The 17,275-nt window shown below is 64.2% G+C and carries 16 protein-coding genes and 1 pseudogene; 12 read left to right on the forward strand and 5 right to left on the reverse strand.

Annotated features, from left to right (window positions below; genetic code table 11):
• From AC0L3B_RS31765 to AC0L3B_RS31785, 5 genes and pseudogenes are all read left to right on the forward strand, one after another.
• Nucleotides 1–104: pseudogene (locus tag AC0L3B_RS31765) on the forward strand (chemotaxis protein CheW); the annotation flags it as partial.
• Between the two features lie 31 nt (nt 105–135).
• On the forward strand, nt 136–522 hold the full coding sequence (locus AC0L3B_RS31770) for a response regulator (RefSeq protein ID WP_018456638.1): 387 nt from the start codon (nt 136–138) through the stop codon (nt 520–522).
• 59 nt (nt 523–581) lie between these two features.
• A complete protein-coding gene (locus AC0L3B_RS31775; RefSeq protein ID WP_085358468.1) occupies nt 582–1,463 on the forward strand; it encodes a CheR family methyltransferase in 882 nt (293 codons plus the stop codon).
• Nucleotides 1,464–1,465: 2 nt separating this feature from the next.
• Nucleotides 1,466–1,780, forward strand: coding sequence for a hypothetical protein (locus tag AC0L3B_RS31780; protein WP_018456636.1), 315 nt, complete (start codon nt 1,466–1,468; stop codon nt 1,778–1,780).
• Between the two features lie 141 nt (nt 1,781–1,921).
• The gene (locus AC0L3B_RS31785; RefSeq protein ID WP_085348855.1) at nt 1,922–2,425 is read left to right on the forward strand and encodes a response regulator; all 504 of its coding nucleotides are present in this window, start codon (nt 1,922–1,924) and stop codon (nt 2,423–2,425) included.
• Between the two features lie 56 nt (nt 2,426–2,481).
• Here the strand turns inward: AC0L3B_RS31785 and AC0L3B_RS31790 are convergent, their stop codons facing one another.
• Nucleotides 2,482–2,736 carry a hypothetical protein gene (locus AC0L3B_RS31790; protein ID WP_085348856.1) on the reverse strand — a complete coding sequence of 85 codons (255 nt, stop codon included), beginning with the start codon at nt 2,734–2,736 and terminating at the stop codon, nt 2,482–2,484.
• Nucleotides 2,737–2,920: 184 nt separating this feature from the next.
• Between AC0L3B_RS31790 and AC0L3B_RS31795 the strand changes: the two genes are divergently transcribed.
• Entirely contained in the window at nt 2,921–3,556 is a 636-nt protein-coding gene (locus AC0L3B_RS31795; RefSeq protein ID WP_007604420.1) for a response regulator transcription factor, read from the forward strand.
• A 117-nt stretch (nt 3,557–3,673) separates the two neighbouring features.
• Here the strand turns inward: AC0L3B_RS31795 and AC0L3B_RS31800 are convergent, their stop codons facing one another.
• The 3 genes from AC0L3B_RS31800 to AC0L3B_RS31810 all read right to left on the reverse strand — a co-directional run bounded on the left by AC0L3B_RS31800 (nt 3,674) and on the right by AC0L3B_RS31810 (nt 8,594).
• Nucleotides 3,674–7,270 (reverse strand): PAS domain S-box protein, encoded by a 3,597-nt coding sequence (locus tag AC0L3B_RS31800; RefSeq protein WP_473381658.1) that lies wholly within the window; start codon nt 7,268–7,270, stop codon nt 3,674–3,676.
• Nucleotides 7,248–7,676: a response regulator gene (locus AC0L3B_RS31805; RefSeq protein ID WP_473381659.1), complete on the reverse strand. Its 429-nt coding sequence runs from the start codon at nt 7,674–7,676 to the stop codon at nt 7,248–7,250. The genes AC0L3B_RS31800 and AC0L3B_RS31805 overlap by 23 nt, the downstream gene beginning before the upstream one ends.
• A gap of 201 nt (nt 7,677–7,877) precedes the next feature.
• Complete coding sequence (locus tag AC0L3B_RS31810) at nt 7,878–8,594, reverse strand: GntR family transcriptional regulator (RefSeq protein ID WP_018456630.1); 717 nt, start codon at nt 8,592–8,594, stop codon at nt 7,878–7,880.
• Between the two features lie 94 nt (nt 8,595–8,688).
• On the opposite strand from AC0L3B_RS31810, the gene AC0L3B_RS31815 reads away from it, so the two are divergent.
• The 6 genes from AC0L3B_RS31815 to AC0L3B_RS31840 all read left to right on the forward strand — a co-directional run bounded on the left by AC0L3B_RS31815 (nt 8,689) and on the right by AC0L3B_RS31840 (nt 14,978).
• The gene (locus AC0L3B_RS31815; protein WP_085348859.1) at nt 8,689–9,708 is read left to right on the forward strand and encodes an ABC transporter substrate-binding protein; all 1,020 of its coding nucleotides are present in this window, start codon (nt 8,689–8,691) and stop codon (nt 9,706–9,708) included.
• A complete protein-coding gene (locus tag AC0L3B_RS31820) occupies nt 9,708–10,469 on the forward strand; it encodes an ABC transporter ATP-binding protein (RefSeq protein ID WP_027568369.1) in 762 nt (253 codons plus the stop codon). Before AC0L3B_RS31815 ends, AC0L3B_RS31820 begins: the two co-directional genes overlap by 1 nt.
• A gap of 11 nt (nt 10,470–10,480) precedes the next feature.
• Nucleotides 10,481–11,338 carry an ABC transporter permease gene (locus tag AC0L3B_RS31825; protein ID WP_085348860.1) on the forward strand — a complete coding sequence of 286 codons (858 nt, stop codon included), beginning with the start codon at nt 10,481–10,483 and terminating at the stop codon, nt 11,336–11,338.
• Nucleotides 11,335–13,074 (forward strand): L-arabinonate dehydratase, encoded by a 1,740-nt coding sequence (gene araD / locus AC0L3B_RS31830; RefSeq protein WP_368506864.1) that lies wholly within the window; start codon nt 11,335–11,337, stop codon nt 13,072–13,074. The genes AC0L3B_RS31825 and araD overlap by 4 nt, the downstream gene beginning before the upstream one ends.
• A gap of 10 nt (nt 13,075–13,084) precedes the next feature.
• On the forward strand, nt 13,085–13,804 hold the full coding sequence (locus AC0L3B_RS31835) for a ribonuclease activity regulator RraA (protein WP_368506865.1): 720 nt from the start codon (nt 13,085–13,087) through the stop codon (nt 13,802–13,804).
• Between the two features lie 82 nt (nt 13,805–13,886).
• Entirely contained in the window at nt 13,887–14,978 is a 1,092-nt protein-coding gene (locus AC0L3B_RS31840; RefSeq protein WP_473381660.1) for an SMP-30/gluconolactonase/LRE family protein, read from the forward strand.
• A 110-nt stretch (nt 14,979–15,088) separates the two neighbouring features.
• Here the strand turns inward: AC0L3B_RS31840 and AC0L3B_RS31845 are convergent, their stop codons facing one another.
• Entirely contained in the window at nt 15,089–17,188 is a 2,100-nt protein-coding gene (locus AC0L3B_RS31845) for a S9 family peptidase (protein WP_085348864.1), read from the reverse strand.
• Nucleotides 17,189–17,275 lie beyond the last annotated feature (87 nt).

The following is a 17,275-nucleotide window of genomic DNA, read 5'->3' on the forward strand; positions in this document are numbered from 1 at the left end:
CCAAGCTCGCCGGCGGTGTCCACCGTCTCGACGGCCAGCTCATGGTCGTCCTCGACGTCGATCGCGTCCTCGAGCTCAAAACCGAAGTGCAAATGGCTGCGTGAGCCCCAAAAACATCGAAGCCGGAGAACCCAAATGAAGACGTGCTTGGTGGTCGATGATTCCAGCGTCGTGCGCAAGATCGCACGCCGGATCCTGGAAGGCCTGCAATTCGAAGTCACGGAGGCCGAGGACGGCTCCAAGGCGCTCGAGGTCTGTCAGCGCAAGCTGCCCGACGCGGTGCTGCTGGACTGGAACATGCCGGTGATGGACGGCTTCGAGTTCATGGGCCACATGCGCCGCCTGCCGGGCGGCGACCAGCCCAAGGTTGTATTCTGCACCACCGAAAATAACGTGGCTCATATCGCTCAGGCGCTCAGCGGCGGCGCCAACGAGTACATCATGAAGCCCTTCGATAAAGACATCATCGCCGACAAATTCGCAGAAGTCGGCTTGATTCCGGTCGGACAAGCCATGGTCTGAGTGTCTGGCGGAGTGTTCCAGCCAGAGTGTTCCCAGTACAGCTTCCGAGAGGCCTATCCGTGACCCCGACCGAGTATGAGTATCTGCGTAAGTTCCTGAGGGATCATTCCGGGCTCGATCTGTCCGCAGACAAGCAATATCTGATTGAAAGCCGGCTGTTGCCGCTGGCGCGCAAGGCCGGGATCTCCGGCATCGGCGAGCTCGTGCAGAAGCTGCAAGGCGCTGGCTCGGGCGCGCTCGTCACCAGCGTGGTCGAGGCGATGACCACCAACGAGACCTTCTTCTTTCGCGACAAGGTCCCGTTCGATCATTTCCGCGACACCATCATGCCGGAGATCATCAAGGCCCGCGCCGGCCGCCGCAGCGTCCGCATCTGGTGCGCCGCCGGCTCCACGGGGCAGGAGCCCTATTCGCTCGCGATGAGCCTAAAGGAGATGGGTGCGGCCCTAACCGGCTGGCGCGTCGAGATCATCGCGACCGACCTGTCGCAGGAGGTGCTCGAGAAGGCCAAGGCCGGCATCTACAGCCAGTTCGAAGTGCAGCGCGGACTGCCGATCCAGATGCTGATGAAATATTTCAAGCAGATCGGCGAGACCTGGCAGATCAATCCCGAGCTGCGGGCGATGATCCAGCACCGGCAGCTCAATCTGCTGCACGATTTCGCTCAGCTCGGCACCTTCGACGTCATCTTCTGCCGCAACGTGCTGATCTATTTCGATCAGGACACCAAGATCAACATCTTCAACCGGCTGGCTCGCCAGATCGAGGGAGACGGCTTCCTGGTGCTGGGCGCGGCCGAAACGGTGGTCGGACTGACCGACACGTTCAGGCCGATTCCGGAGAAGCGCGGTCTCTACAAGCCGAACGACCCGCGCGCGGCGGCCGCCAAGCCGGTTCTTGCCGGCGCAGCGCCGCGCCTAGCGGTCATGGCGGGACGATAGGCATGGCCGAGGATGGCAAAGGCGCGGAACGCGTGACGTTCAGTCGCGGCTATGATGTCTGCATCATGGCCATCGACGGCACTTGGCGCCGCGACTGCAAGCTCAACGCGATCTCCGACACCGACGCTATCCTGACGGTGGAAGGCTCGATTCAGGGCCTGAACCTCAAAGAGTTCTTCCTGCTGCTGTCGTCCACCGGCCTTGCCTACCGCCGCTGCGAATTGGTGCGCGTCAACGGCGTCGAAATGGACATTCAATTCCTGCGGGGCAAGAACCGGAAGAAGCGCGCCGTCGGTGGCCGTGACGAGGCGGCGTGATCTTCACGTGCGTCGCGTCGCCGTTTTCCGCGACGTTGGTTCGCATTTGCTGAAACATCCGACTGAATTTGCCGTCGCGGCTTTACGTCGCCTAAGCGCGAACGGTGTATCCATTGCCGGTCTCAATCTCAGGATACGGCAATGCCCAGAAGCTCTTTCTCCTCTCTCCCGTCAAACCTGCCCGACGGCGCCGAGCGGCGCGCGCTTCAGCTTCTGGTGGTCGATGATGACGGCACACAGCGCAGCCTGATCACGGTCGCGGCCAAGCAGGCCGGCCACGAAGTCACCGTGGCGCCGTCCGTGGCCGAAGCGATCGAGAAACTCCGCACCGCGCGCTTCGACTGCGTGACACTCGATCTCGTGCTCGAGGATGGCGACGGAATGGACGTGCTGGGCGAGATGGCCAAGGCGAAATTTGGCGGCGCCGTGATCGTCGTCAGCGGCATGGACGGCAAGCGCCGCAGCGCCGCCCGCAGCTTCGCCCGTTCCGTCGGGATCGAGCTCCAGAGCCTGCCCAAGCCGCTGGATCTGGCCGCGTTGCGCATCAGCCTCGCCAATCTCGGCAAGACCGCGATGGGCCTGCCGGCGATCCACACCTGGGGCGGTGTTGCCACCGACGCGATCGTGGAGCGGCACCGCGCCTGATCCGCGGCCGGCCATGCGATGAAAGAATGCGGTCGCCGCGTCGCAGCGATCGCGATCTACAGCGTACCGCTGGCCTCCGACAGGCATTCCAGGGCGTGGCCAAGGCCCGCCCGGCAGGCGTCGAGCGCGGCGATCGCCCTGGCATACCGGGGTGTGACATCGTCGAGCACGAAGACGTCGGCGGAACTTTCCGGATCGCTCCCGTGTTCTTGATCCATGGCTGTGGCGGTCCGGCGCATGCTGCTCTCGATCTGCGAGATCAGCACGCGAAGGTCGGCCGCAATCAGCTCACGGCTCTCGACTTCGGGCATTGCCACGAAAGGCGGTAGCGGCCAAAATTAGCATGGATATTCTCCGTCCTCTGCAATTAGGCGCCTCGCCGCTACTTGTGCGTCAAGTTCATGTCCCGTACAAATACGGTGGGCCGAATCCGCGCCGAACGCCATAACGGTTGGGGCGGACGCGAGTCCTTCATGCCAACCGGATGTGTGGCACATGGCCGAACAAAGCTCTCGCGGTGAAATCTTCGTGGTCGACGACGACGCTGCCGTTCGCGACACCTTGTCGATGGTGTTGAAGGCGGCGGGCTATGAGGTGATCTGTTTTGCGGACGGCGCAGCATTGCTCTCCGTCGCGCGAAGCCGCACACCTGCAGCGGTCCTGCTCGACGTGCACATTCCCGGCAAGTCCGGGCTCGATATTCTCAATGAGCTGCACGGCGAGGACTATCCGGCACCGATCTTCATGATCTCCGGACAGGGCGATATCGCGATGGCGGTCGGGGCCATCAAGAGCGGCGCGCTCGACTTCATCGAGAAGCCGTTCCGCGGCAGCGAGATCGTCGGCCGGCTCGACGAGGCGATCGGCGCCTATGCCCGCAGGCAGTCGGAGAACGCAGCGCCGAAGTTCGGCTCGCTGCATTTCCCCGGGCGCGAGCCGTTGACGCGCAGGGAGCGCGAGGTGCTTGAGCAGTTCGCCGCCGGCGCTTCCAACAAGGAGGCCGGCCGCACGCTCGGCATCAGCCCGCGCACCATCGAGGACCATCGCGCCAACATCATGAAGAAGCTCGGTGCGCGCAATGCCGCCGATCTGATCCGGATCGTGATGACCGCGGCGCAGCGCGCGTCGTAAATTCCGTGGGCGACATTTCGTAGCCCGGATGAGCGAAGCGACTTCCGGGACGTGGCTCGTGGTGTTCCCGGGTATCGCTTCGCTCACCCGGGCTGCGGGCTCTCACCCGACGCGCCATCAACTGTTCAACGCCTTGCGGATGGCCCGCGCCAGATCCGATTTGCGATAGGGCTTCGCCAGCAGCAGAACGCCCGAATCCAGCCGGCCGTGATGGATGATCGCGTTCTCGGTATAGCCGGACGTGTAGAGCACCCGGAGATCGGGACGCGTTCTCTGCAGTTCGTCGGCGAGCTGCCTTCCGTTCATCTTGCCGGGCATGATGACGTCGGTGAACAGGAGGTCGAACGGTTTTCCGGCGGCGACGATTGCGAGCGCCTCCGCGGCGTTCGCAGCCTGCAAGGTGACGTAGCCGAGCGAATGCAGCTGTGCCAGCACGTAGTCGCGCACCAGCCGGTCGTCCTCGACCACAAGGATCGTCTCGTGTCCGCCCTCGATGGTCGCCGGCGTCACGCCCTCGCCGACCGCCGTCGGCGTCTTGCCGGGCGGCAGGTACATCTTGATCGTGGTGCCGTGGCCTTCCTCGCTGTAGATCTTGATATGGCCCGCCGACTGCTTGATGAAGCCGTAGACCATCGAAAGCCCGAGTCCGGTGCCCTTGCCCGGTCCCTTCGAGGTGAAGAAGGGGTCGAACACCCTGGCCAGCATGTTGGCGGGAATTCCGCTGCCGGTGTCGCTCACGGCGATCAGCACGTAGTGTCCCGGCGGGACGTCGTTGACGCTGGCATAGACCTCGTCGAGATAGGCCGCGCCCGTCTCCACGATCAGCTTGCCGCCGCCCGGCATGGCATCGCGGGCATTGAGCGCGAGGTTGAGGATCGCGGTGGTGAGCTGGCTGGGATCGACGATCGCGACGCAGTTCTCGTCCTCGAACACCGATTCGATATGGATCTGCTCGCCCAGCGTCGGCCGCAATAATTTCGCCGTGTCGATGATCAGCGCGTTGACGTCGATCTCGCGCGGCTGGAGCGGCTGCTTGCGCGCAAACGCCAGCAGGTGCTGCGTCAGCTCGGCGCCACGCCCGGCGGCCTCGTCGATCATCTTCGTGATCGCCGCGAGCTCCGGCTCGTTGGCCACCGCGTCGGCCAGGATCTCGATCGTTCCGGTGATGACGGTGAGAATGTTGTTGAAGTCGTGCGCCACGCCGCCGGTGAGCTGGCCGACCGCCTCCATTTTCTCGGCCTGGCGGATGCGCTCGTCGGCCGCGATCTTGTCGGTCAGGTCGCGGTAGAACGAATTGAAGAGAACGCCTTCGCGTCGCTGGAGCGCCGTGACGCTGAGCTCGGCCCTGAACTCCTTACCGTCGCGTCGCCGCACCAAAAGTTCGCGCCGTGGATTAGCCAGCGATTGTTGCTCGGATTCGAGAAAGAGCTTCAGTCTGGCCCTGACGCTTTCGCGCTCACTGGGGGCGACGAAAAGCTCAATCGCATTCTTGCCGATCGCCTCCTCACGGGTCCATCCGAAGAGCTTCTCGGCCTGCGAGTTCCAACTCAGGATGGCCCCGGTGTGGTCCGTCTGGGTGAAAGCATCGAGCGAGGTCTCGACGATGTTGCGCGCAAGCTGTTCGCTCTCCCGCAAGGACTCCTGTGCAAGCCTCGCTTCTGTCATGTCGCGCCCGACAAAGAAGTAGCGCTGGGCGTGGTCGGACCAGCTGCCGAGCCAGGACAGCCAGACCTCACGACCGTCCTTGTGGAAGCAGCGGGTGTCCGCGAGCTTCAGCCGCTCGCCGCGCCTGAGCGCGCGCATCTCGTCGCGCGACTGGTCGAGATGGCCGGAATGAATGAAATCGGCGCCGCTGCGGCCGATCATCTCCTCCGGCCGGTAGCCGAGAATGGCCTCGCTGCTCGGACTGATCTGCGCGATGTGGCCGCGCGCGTCCATCACCATGATCAGATCCTGGGAGGTCTCGAAGATCTGTCGCCGTTCCTCGAGCTGCTGCTGCAGCGCCCGCTCGGCCCGTCGCGCCTCGGTCAGGCTGCGCGCGGTGCCGGAGGCGCCCACGATCTCGCCCGATGGGCCCCTGATCGGCGACAGGCTGAGTGAGAGTTCGACCGGCGTGCCATCCTTGCGCAGGCGCACCGTCTCGAACCGTTCCATCGGTTCACCTCCGGCGATCCGCCGCAAATAGTCCTTGCCTTGCTCGCGTCGGTCGGGTGGGACGATGATCGAGGTGGATTTCCCGATCGCCTCATTCGCCGAATAGCCGTAGAGGCGCTCGGCGGCGGCATTCCAGCCGGTGATGATGGCGTCGAGCGATTGCATCACGATCGCTTCGTCGGAGGATTCGACGGCGGCGCTGAACAAGCGCTCGCGCGCTTCATGATGGCTTCGCGCGGCCTCGGTGCGGCGATGCTCCTCGATCTCGCGTTCAAGCGCGGTCGTCTTCGCTCTCGTTTCTTCGACCATTTGCGCGAATGCCCGCGCCAGCACGCCTGTCTCTCCGCTCGCATCGACGGGAATCTCGGCGCGCCGTCCGCTGCCGATCGCTTCCACCGCCGCGGTCAGACGCCCGATCGGCCGCGTCAATGAGCGCGCCAGCAGTACCGCAAGCAAAGCTGCGGCAAGGACAGCAAGCAGGCCGACCAGTGAGGAGGCTTTTTGAATGGCCGCCGGAACGCTACTGAACACGGATGGTGGGGCCGTCTCGATGACTGCCAACCACTCCTTGCCGGCCAGCAGTGCCGGTGCGAGCGCCGCTCCACTCGGCCGGCCCGCTTGGTCGCTCGTAAGCTGCGTGGATCCTTGCGGCAGGCCGGCCCGGGCTGCAAAGAAAGGAAAGTCCCGGCGCCAATCGTTGGCGTTGCCAAGCAATGCACCGAATTCCCGCGCACGATCAGGGTGGACAAGATAGTCGCCACGCGAATTCACGACATAGATTTCTCCTCCTGCGCTCGTGGTCGAGCGGACGCGGTCGAGCGCAGGACGCATGTCGATATTGGCGATGACGATGCCGAACGGCTTGCTATCAGGCGTGAACAGCGGAGTCGCGACGCGCAACGTCGGAATGTGAGGGTCCGTGGTTCCTCCCTGCCGCGTGGCGAGATCGACGGGCGAAACATAGATGTCGCCCGGCGCCAATCGAATCGTCTCCTGGAAGTAGGTTCGGTCGCTCTTGCGTTCCAGTTCGCCGTCGGGGACGATCCGTGCTGTTCCGTTCGGGCCGGCGCGATCGACGCGGACCAGCTCGCGCTGGTCGTCGTCAAGGCCGATGATTCGAAATTGCCCGTAGCTCGGTTTCGCGTCGATCTCGGCTGCGAGCCGGGCTGCGATGCGCTCGCGCCAGGTTTGCTCGGAAACGCCGTCGACATCGTCGAGGCCTCCACCGATGTGGGCACGGATCAGGCCGTTGATGGCCGCGGCGGAGCGATAACCGAGCAGATCGCCGCGCGCGCCGGCAACGTAGGATTCAAGATGGGTGGCCAGCAGGCTCGACTGGGCTTCAATCCGTTCCAGGACCCGCGGAATGACGGCCTGGGTGATATTGCGATAGCCGAGCCAGCCGACTGCGGCCACGGTGACCGCCACCAGCAGGATCATCGCGATGGCGAGCCGCGTAGCGAGTGTCATGGGGAAATCTGCACCGCTTCCTGAATGGCCTTGCCCGCGCTCGGTTGGAACAGAATGAAGGTTCTTGTCATCGGCGGCCGGTGCTGACATCCGGATTCCTCACCGATGCCGTCCGCGCCGCGTCCAGGCAGCCAGCGACCGCGGCGAGCAGCGCGTCGGCCCGGAACGGCTTCTGCAAGCTCGCCACCGCGCCGAGCTTGGTCGCCATCTTGAGGAAGTCCGGCTCCGCATGGGCGTCCGGCGTGAACGAACGGCCGGAAATGACGACGATCGGAATCGCCGGCTGCAGCGCCCGGATGTGGCGCATCGTCTCCAGGCCGTCCATGCCGGGCATGAAGATGTCGAGAAAGAGAAGGTCGAACTGGCCGGCCTCGAACAGCGCAAGTCCCTTGCGGCCGTCTCCGGCGACGGTGATTTGATGACCGGCCCTCTCCAGGAGCAGCCGAATCATCATCTGCACGGCCGGATCGTCATCCACGATCAGGATGTTGACCACGTCTGGTATCCTCCCGGGCCGGATGGGGTGTCCCAGCGACCGCAAATCAAACCATCAACTCTGAAATTGTTGCGCGGATTGCATCTGGCCTGCAAGCACTTCGCCATCGATCCCAAGATTGCTCGCAAAAGGCGAACTCGGTTGCGTCAATTTATGCACGGTGACGTGCACAAGCGCTCGCGACAACCGCGCGCCATATGCCTAGTCGGTCAAATATTCCGGATAGTGGCTTCGGATCGTGTCGAGCTCGCTCAACGTGCCCGACAGGTGCTTGCGCAGATGCTGTTGCGCAGCATCGGCGTCGCCGGCCTCGATCGCGCGCGTGATCAGCTTGTGGTGGCGGACGATGTTCTGGGCCTTGCCGGGTGAGGGCAGATGCATCCGGCGCAGCCGGTCGATATGTCCGCTACGGCTGCGCACCAGCGTCCAGAGTTCCTGCTTGCCGGCCGCGGCATAAAGCTGCGCGTGAAAATCATTGTCGCCAGCGATGAAGCTCTCGAAGTCTCCGGCCTTGGCGAATTGCTGCTGGAGCGCGATCGTGTGGTCGAGGCGTATGACCAGGGCTTCGCCGTGCTGCTGCGCGAGCAGCCGGACGATTTCGAGCTCCAGCGCCTGGCGCAGGAAATGGGCCTGCTCGGCCCGACCGACGTCGACGCGGCTGACGACGGTGGCGTGCTGCGGAAACACGTCGACCAGCCCTTCTTCCTCAAGCCGCATCAAGGCGTCGCGGATCGGCGTCGAGCTGACGCCGAATTGTGCGGCGAGATCCGTGCGCGACAGCGGCGAGCCCGGCGGCAATTCGAGCGCGAGAATGGCATTGCGCAGCCGCTCGAATACTTGCGGTGCGGCCTGCCGGGCCCGGTCGAGCCGCGCGCCGGGGCGGGGGGCTACGCGGGGCGCGGGTTCGGCTGGTTCCATGCGAAGCCCTCCGGCCAGCTTGCCTTTGATACACTAATGCATTAGTGCATTAGCAAGATCGCTCGTCAATGGCGGCCGGAGGAAACGAACAACAATGATCAAGCAATTTCAGTGTGGCCTCACGGCCGTCGCCCTGATCGCCGCAGCGGCGCTGACGGCTTCGCCAGCAAAGGCGCAGCAGAAGTCCGAGATCTCGCTGTCTCGCCAGCCCGGCATTTTCTACATGCCGAGCCACATCATGGAAAAGCAGAAGCTGATCGAGAAGCACGCCGCTCAGCTCGGGGTGGCCGGCGTCACCACCAAATGGGTCACCTTCTCCGGCGGCGGTGCGCAGACCGATGCGCTGCTCGCGGGCGGGGTCGACATCCTCAACACCGGCACCGGCAATCTGCTGCTGCTGTGGGACCGCACCCGCGGCGGCGTCAAGGGCATCGTCGCGACCTCGGCGCAGCCGATGACGCTGATCAGCCGCGACGCCAACATCAAGTCGATCAAGGATTTCGGCCCCAACGACAAGATCGCCGTGCCGACCGTAAAAGTCTCGACCCAGGCGATCGTGCTCCAGATCGCCGCCGCCGAAGCCTTTGGTCCCGACCAATGGTCGAAGCTGGACGTCAACACGGTGCAGCTCGGCCATCCCGACGCCTATGCGGCGCTGTCCAACGCCAAGCACGAGGTGCACACCCATTTCTCGATTCCGCCGTTCACCTTCCTCGAGCTGAAGAACGTGCCGGGCGCGCATGTCGTGCTGTCGTCGCCTGACGTGATGGGCGGCCCGCTCAGCCAGGCGCAGTTCTTCACCACCACGAAGTTCGCTGATACCAACCCGAAAATCATCCAGGCCGTGCGCGATGCGACCAAGGAAGCTCAGGATCTGATCCGCAGCGACACCAGACAGGCGGTCGAGATCTACAAGGAGATCACCGGCGACAAGACCTCGGTGGAAGAGCTGCTCGATCTCCTCCAGGAGCCCGGCATGATGGAGTGGAATCTCGAACCGCAGGGCACGATGAAATTCGCCGCCCATCTGTTCAAGACCGGCACGCTGAAGACTCAGCCCAAGGCCTGGACTGACTATTATCTCCCCGTCGCCCACGATCTGAAGGGCAACTGATGGCGCTGCTCGACGTCAGCTCCGTGACGCTGCGCTACAAGACCTCCAGCGCCGTCGTCACGGCGACCGAACGGGTCAGCTTCACAGTCGACAGGTCCGACCGCTTCGTGCTGCTCGGGCCGTCCGGCTGCGGCAAGTCGACCCTGCTCAAGGCCGTCGGCGGCTACATGGCGCCGAGCGAAGGCCGCATGACCATCAACGACCGCGAGATTCACGGTCCCGGCGCCGATCGCATGATGATCTTCCAAGAGTTCGACCAGCTGCTGCCTTGGAAAAGCGTGCTGGCCAACGTGATGTTTCCGCTGCTGACCGCGCGAAAATTGTCGCGCAAGGATGCCGATGCGCGGGCGCGGGCCTATATCGAGAAAGTGGGCCTCACCCGCGTGGTCGACGCTTATCCGCACACGCTCTCCGGCGGCATGAAGCAGCGCGTCGCGATCGCGCGCGGCATGGCAATGGAGCCCGACATCCTACTGATGGACGAGCCGTTCGCCGCGCTCGACGCGCTGACGCGGCGAACCTGCCAGGACGAGCTGCTCCAGCTCTGGAGCGAGACCAAATTCACCGTGCTGTTCGTGACCCACTCGATCGCGGAAGCGATCCGCATCGGCAACCGCATCCTGCTGTTGTCGCCGCATCCCGGCCGCGTCAAGGCCGAGGTGGTCGACGTCGACAAGGTCTCCAATGACGATGGCAGTGCCGGCCGGCTGGAGAAGGAGATTCACGATCTCCTGTTCGCCTCCGAAGCAACGGCGCATTGAGGGAGCCTCTCATGGGCGAAGCGAGAATAATGCTGCGTGACGCGCCGGTCGTCGGCAGCGCAGCCGAGGTCGAGCGCAAGCTGAGCGTGCCCGAGCTGTTGTGGAACGACGGCTTTGTCCGCAAGACCGTCATCATCCTGTTCCTCGCGGCGGTCTGGGAGGCCTACGGCCTCGCCCTCGACAATCCCCTGCTGTTTCCGACGCTGCACGACACGATCCTCACGCTCTACGATCGCGTCAAGGACGGCACGATTCCCATGCGGGCCTGGGCTTCGCTAAAAGTGCTGTTCATGGGCTATTCAGCCGGCATCGCGCTCGCCGCGATCTTCACCGTGCTCGCGATCTCCACCCGCATCGGCACCGATTTCCTTGAGACGGTCACGGCGATGTTCAATCCGCTGCCGGCGATCGCGCTGTTGCCGCTCGCTTTGATCTGGTTCGGTCTCGGCAACGGCAGTCTGGTGTTTGTGCTGATCCATTCGGTGCTGTGGCCGGTCGCGCTCAACACCCATTCGGGCTTCAAGAGCGTGTCCAACACGCTGCGCATGGTCGGCCGCAATTACGGCCTTCGGGGATTGCCGTACGTGGCGAAAATCCTCATCCCCGCCGCGTTCGGCTCGATCCTGACCGGCCTCAAGATCGGCTGGGCCTTTGCCTGGCGCACGCTGATCGCGGCCGAGCTGGTGTTCGGCGTGTCGTCGGGGCAGGGCGGGCTCGGCTGGTTCATCTTCGAAAACCGCAACCTGCTCGACATACCTGCGGTCTTCGCCGGCCTCTTGACGGTGATCATCATCGGGCTTTTTGTCGAAAACCTGATCTTCCGCGCCATCGAGCGGAACACCGTGCAGAAATGGGGCACCCAATCATGACCAAGAAGAAACTAACGCCCGACCAGCTCCGCAGCGCGCGCTGGTTCGCACCCGACGATCTCCGCTCGTTCGGCCATCGCTCCCGCACCATGCAGATGGGCTACGCGCCGGAGGAGTGGAAGGACCGCCCGATCATCGCGATCCTCAACACCTGGTCGGACGCGCAGCCCTGCCACATGCACTTCAAGTCGCGCGTTGACGACGTCAAGCGCGGCATCCTGATGGCCGGCGGCCTGCCGCTGGAGCTGCCGGCACTGTCGCTGTCGGAATCGCTGCTCAAGCCGACCACCATGCTCTATCGCAATCTGCTGGCGATGGACGCCGAGGAGCTGTTGCGCAGCCATCCCGTCGACGGCGTGGTGCTGATGGGCGGCTGCGACAAGACCACGCCGGCGCTGCTGCTGGGTGCGACCTCGATGAACATCCCGGCGATCTATCTGCCGGCAGGTCCGATGCTGCGCGGCAATTGGAAGGGCAAGACGCTCGGCTCGGGCTCGGACGGCTGGAAATACTGGGACGAGCGGCGCGCCGGAAAAATCTCCGACAAGGACTGGCTCGACATCGAGGCCGGCATTGCGCGCAGCTACGGCACCTGCATGACCATGGGCACGGCTTCCACCATGACCGCGATTGCAGAGGCGATCGGCATGACGCTGCCGGGCGCGTCCTCGATTCCCGCCGCTGATGCCAACCATATCCGCATGGCCTCGGAATGCGGGCGCCGTATCGTCGAGATGGTCTGGGAAGATCTGACGCCGAAGACGATCCAGACCCGCAAGGCGTTTGAGAACGCGATCGCGGTGGCGATGGCCATGGGCTGTTCGACCAATGCGATCATCCATCTGATCGCGCAGGCCCGCCGCGCCGGTCTCGACATCGGCCTCGACGATTTCGAGATTGCGAGCCGCAAGGTGCCCGTCATCGCCAATGTGCGGCCGAGCGGCGATGCCTATCTGATGGAGGACTTCTTCTATGCCGGCGGCCTGCCGGCGCTGATGGGGCAGATCAAGCCGCATCTGCATCTCGACTGCATCACCGTCACCGGCCTGACGCTGGGCGAGAATATCGCGCATGCCGAGGTCCACAATGACGATGTGATCCGCTCGATCGACAATCCCATCTACAAGGAAGGCGCCCTCGCGGTGCTCAAGGGCAATCTCGCACCCGACGGCTGCGTCATCAAGCCGTCGGCCTGCGCGCCGCGCTTCCTCAAGCACACCGGGCCGGCGCTGGTGTTCGACGACTACCCTTCGATGAAGAAGGCGGTCGACGATCCCGATCTCGACGTCACCGAAGACCACATTCTCATTTTGCGCAATGCAGGGCCGCAGGGCGGGCCGGGCATGCCGGAATGGGGCATGCTGCCGATCCCGACCAAGCTCGTGAAGCAGGGCGTCCGCGACATGGTGCGGATCTCCGATGCGCGCATGAGCGGCACCAGCTACGGCGCCTGCATTTTGCATGTCGCTCCCGAATCCTATGTCGGCGGACCGCTCGCGCTGGTGCGGAACGGCGACCGCATCACGCTCGACGTCGGCGCCCGCACCATCAATCTCGACGTGTCGGAAGCCGAGCTCGACAAGCGCCGCGCCGCCTGGAAGCAGCCCGAGCGCCGCTTCGAGCGCGGCTATGGCTGGATGTTCACCAAGCACATCAAGCAGGCCAATGACGGCTGCGACTTCGACTTCCTCGAGACCGATTTCGGCGCGCCGATCGGCGAGCCCTCGATTTACTAGAGAGCGTGACATGACCAAACTTGCCGAAGCCACCCGCAACAAGCTCAAATCCGTCTCCACCGCCACCGTCGCAACCGCGTTGTTCAAGCGGGGCCTGCGCATCCAGATGATCCAGGATGTGCACCCGCTCAGTGCCGACCAGCCGACCATGGTCGGTGAAGCCTTCACGCTGCGCTATATGCCGGCGCGCGAGGATCTCAACACCATCGAGGTCTTCAAGGACCGCTCCCATCCGCAGCGCAAGGCAGTCGAGGATTGCCCGGCGGGCAGCGTGCTGGTGATGGACAGCCGCAAGGACGCGCGCGCCGCGTCCGCCGGTGCGATCCTGGTCACGCGCTTGATGAAGCGCGGTGTCGCCGGGGTCGTCACCGATGGCGGTTTTCGCGACTCGGCCGAGATCGCCAAGCTCGGTATCCCCGCCTACCACCACCGCCCAAGCGCGCCGACCAATCTGACGCTGCATCACGCCATCGAGATCAACGTGCCGATCGGCTGCGGGGATGCGCCGGTGTTTCCCGGCGACGTCATTCTCGGCGACAGGGACGGCGTGATCGTGATCCCTGCGCATCTCGCTGAGGAGATCGCCAACGAGACCTTCGAGATGACCGCGTTCGAGGACTTCGTCACCGAGGAAGTCAACAAGGGCCGCGGCATTTTCGGTCTCTATCCGGCAACGGACCCACAGACGCTGACCGACTTCGCCGCATGGCGGAAGGCGAACGGAAGGTAAAGGCCGCGCGCTGACACCAAGCATATCAAGAAACAGGCCGGCCGCAGCAAGCGCCGGCCTTAAATCACCCAGGGAGGACTCCATGAATTTCACGCGACGCAACCTCTTGGCCGGCGCCGGCGCTGCGGCCACTTCCGCGCTCCTCGCCCACGCCGCCGGTGCCCAGTCGTTTCCGTTCGCGCCGAACCAGCGCTACCCCGATCCCGCCGTTCAAATCCTCGATCCCAGTTTTGGAAAGTACCGGCTTTATTCCTCGACGCTCGAGCAGGTCGCGACCGGCATGCGCTGGGCCGAGGGCCCCGCCTATTTTCCCGAAGGCGGCTATCTGCTGTTCTCGGACATTCCCAACAACCGGATCATGAAGTTCGACGAGAAGACCGGGCAGACCAGCGTGTTCCGCGCCAACGCGAACTACGCCAACGGCAACGCGCGCGACCGCCAGGGTCGCCTCGTCAGCTGCGAGCACTCGGTGACCCGCCGCATCACCCGCACCGAGAAGGACGGCAAGATCACCGTGCTCGCCGACAAGTTCGAGGGCAAGCGGCTGAACGCGCCGAACGATATCGTGGTGAAGTCCGACGACAGTATCTGGTTCACCGACCCGCTATTCGGCATCAACGGCGAGTGGGAGGGCAAGAAGGAGAAGGCCGAGCAGGCCACCACCAATGTCTACCGCATCGCCAAGGACGGCAAGATTGCCGCTGTGCTCTCCGACCTCGTTAATCCGAACGGCCTCGCCTTCTCGCCGGACGAGAAGAAGCTCTACATCGTCGAGTGGAAGGGCACGCCCAACCGCAGCATCTGGAGCTACGATGTCGGTGACGACGGTTCGCTCAGCGGCAAGACCAAGCTGATCGACGCCGCCGACCAAGCCTCGCTCGACGGTTTTCGCGTCGACGGCGACGGCAATCTCTGGTGCGGCTGGGGCTCCAACGGCGCGCTGCAGTCCGAGCCGACCGAAATCGCCGGCCGCAAGGTGTTTCAGCTCAAGGCCAAGTCCGAGGATCTCGACGGCGTGATGGTGTTCAACGCGGACGCCAAGCCGCTAGCCTTTATCAAGCTGCCCGAACGCTGCGCCAATCTCTGCTTCGGCGGCCCGAAGAACAATCGCCTGTATATGGCAAGCAGCCACTCGGTGTATGCGCTGTATGTGGAGGCGCATGGGGCCGTGTGAGGCTTCGCCTCTCTCGAGGCCGTAGCCCGGATGGAGCGCAGCGCAATCCGGGGCTGTGATGTCGTCTGCACTAATCCCGGATTTCGCTGCGCTCCATCCGGGTTGCGAAGTCACGCCTCCGCCATCCCCGCCGCCCACAGCGCGAACGCATAGACGATCGCGACTTCATCGAGCCGGTTGAAGCGTCCCGATGCGCCGCCGTGGCCGGCGCCCATGTTGGTGCGGAGCAGGACCGGGCCGCCGCCGCTCATGGTCGCGCGCAGGCGCGCGATCCATTTGGCGGGCTCCCAATAGGTGACACGCGGATCGGTCAACCCGCCCATCGCCAGGATCGCCGGATAGTCTTTCGCCGCGACATTGTCGTAGGGCGAATAGGACAGGATGGTGCGGAAATCCTTCTCGCTCTCGATCGGGTTGCCCCATTCCGGCCATTCCGGCGGCGTCAGCGGCAGCGTGTCGTCGAGCATCGTGTTGAGCACGTCGACGAACGGCACTTCGGCGACGACGCCGGCGAACAATTCGCCGGCGCGGTTCGCCACCGCGCCCATCAGCATGCCGCCGGCCGAACCGCCGTGGCCGACAATGCGCTTTGCACTGGTGTACTTCGCATCGATCAGCGCGCGTGCGCTGGCGGCAAAATCGTCGAACGAATTGGTCTTCTTCTCGCGCTTGCCGTCGAGGTACCAGCCCCAGCCCTTGTCGGCGCCGCCGCGGATATGGGCGATGGCATAGACGAAGCCACGGTCGACCAGCGACAGGCGGTTGGCGCTGAACGAAGCCGGCATCGCCATGCCGTAGGAGCCGTAGCCGTAGAGCAGCAGCGGCGCCGCGCCGTCGAGCGTGAGTCCGCGGCGATGGAGGATCGAGACCGGCACCTCGGCGCCGTCATGCGCTTTCGCCATGATGCGGGTGGTGACGTAGTCGCTCGCATTGTGGCCGGACGGGATCTCCTGCCGCTTGCGAAGGGTGCGCGTGCGCTTGACCATGTCGTAATCGTAGACTTCCGACGGCGTCGTCATCGACGAATAGGCGAAGCGCAAATTGGTCGTCTCGAATTCGTAGGAGCCCATCGTATCCAGCGAATAGGCCGCTTCGTCGAACGCGATCGCGTGCTCCTCGTTCGAGGCGAGGTCGCGGATCACGATGGACGGCAGCGCGTTGGCGCGCTCCAGCCGCACCATGTGGCCGGCATAGAGATCGAGGTCGATGATGTAGATGCCCGGGCGATACGGGATCAGATCGCGCCAGTTCTTGCGCTCGGGTGAGGCGAGCGGCGCGGTGACGATCTTGAAGTCGATGGCATCGTCGGCGTTGGTTAGGATGAAGAGTTCGTCGCCACGGTCGGCCAGCGAATATTGCACGCCTTCCTTGCGTGCCGCGACCAGGCGCGGCGGTGCGTCGGGGTGGGCGAGGTCGATCAGCCGCTGCTCGGAGGTCTCGTGGTCGCCGCCCGCGATCACGCAGAAGCGGCCACTGGTGCTCTCTTGCAGATGGGTGAACCAGCCGGAATCCTGCTCCTCGTAGACCAGCGTGTCGTCGGCTTGCCCAGTGCCGAGCTTATGCCGCCACACCTGCATCGGGCGGTGGTTGTCGTCGAGCTTCACGTAGAAGAACGACGTCGCATCCTTGCTCCAGACCACGCCGCCGTCGGTCTCCTCGACGACGTCGTCGAGGTCCTTGCCGGTCGCCCAGTCGCGCACGCGGATGGAGAAATACTCCGAGCCCTTGGTGTCGGCGCTCCAGGCCTGCAGCCTGTGGTCGTTCGAGTGCCGGCTGCCGCCGAACTTGAAGTATTCATGGTCCTTGGCGAGCGCATCGCCGTCGAGCACGATGTGGCCCTCGCCGCCGTCGCGCGGCATACGGCCGAACAGCTCGTGCTGACCGCCCTCGCGGAATTTGCGGAAATAGGCGAAAGGACCATCCGGCGACGGCACGCTGGAATCGTCCTCCTTGATCCGCCCCCGCATCTCGCGCACCAGCGTTTTCTGGAGCGCCGCGGTATGGCCGAGCAGGCTCTCGGTGTAGCCATTTTCTGCGTCGAGATATTTGCGGATGTCGGGATCGAGCACCGCGGGGTCGCGCAGCACCTCCTGCCATTTCTCGTCCTTCAACCAGGCATATTCATCCGTCACGGTGATCCCGTGTCGCGTGAAGGAATGCGGCCGGCGCGGCGCGAGGGGGGGCAGGGAAGGTGTTTTGGCTTGTGTCACTCGATCCTCATTCAGATGCGTGTTTCACCTTATATCGTCCCGCTTCCGTGAATTGCCAGCGTCGCTGCGGGCGTCGTCGCCGGGTTG

This window comes from Bradyrhizobium sp. Kon56 (assembly GCF_055807635.1).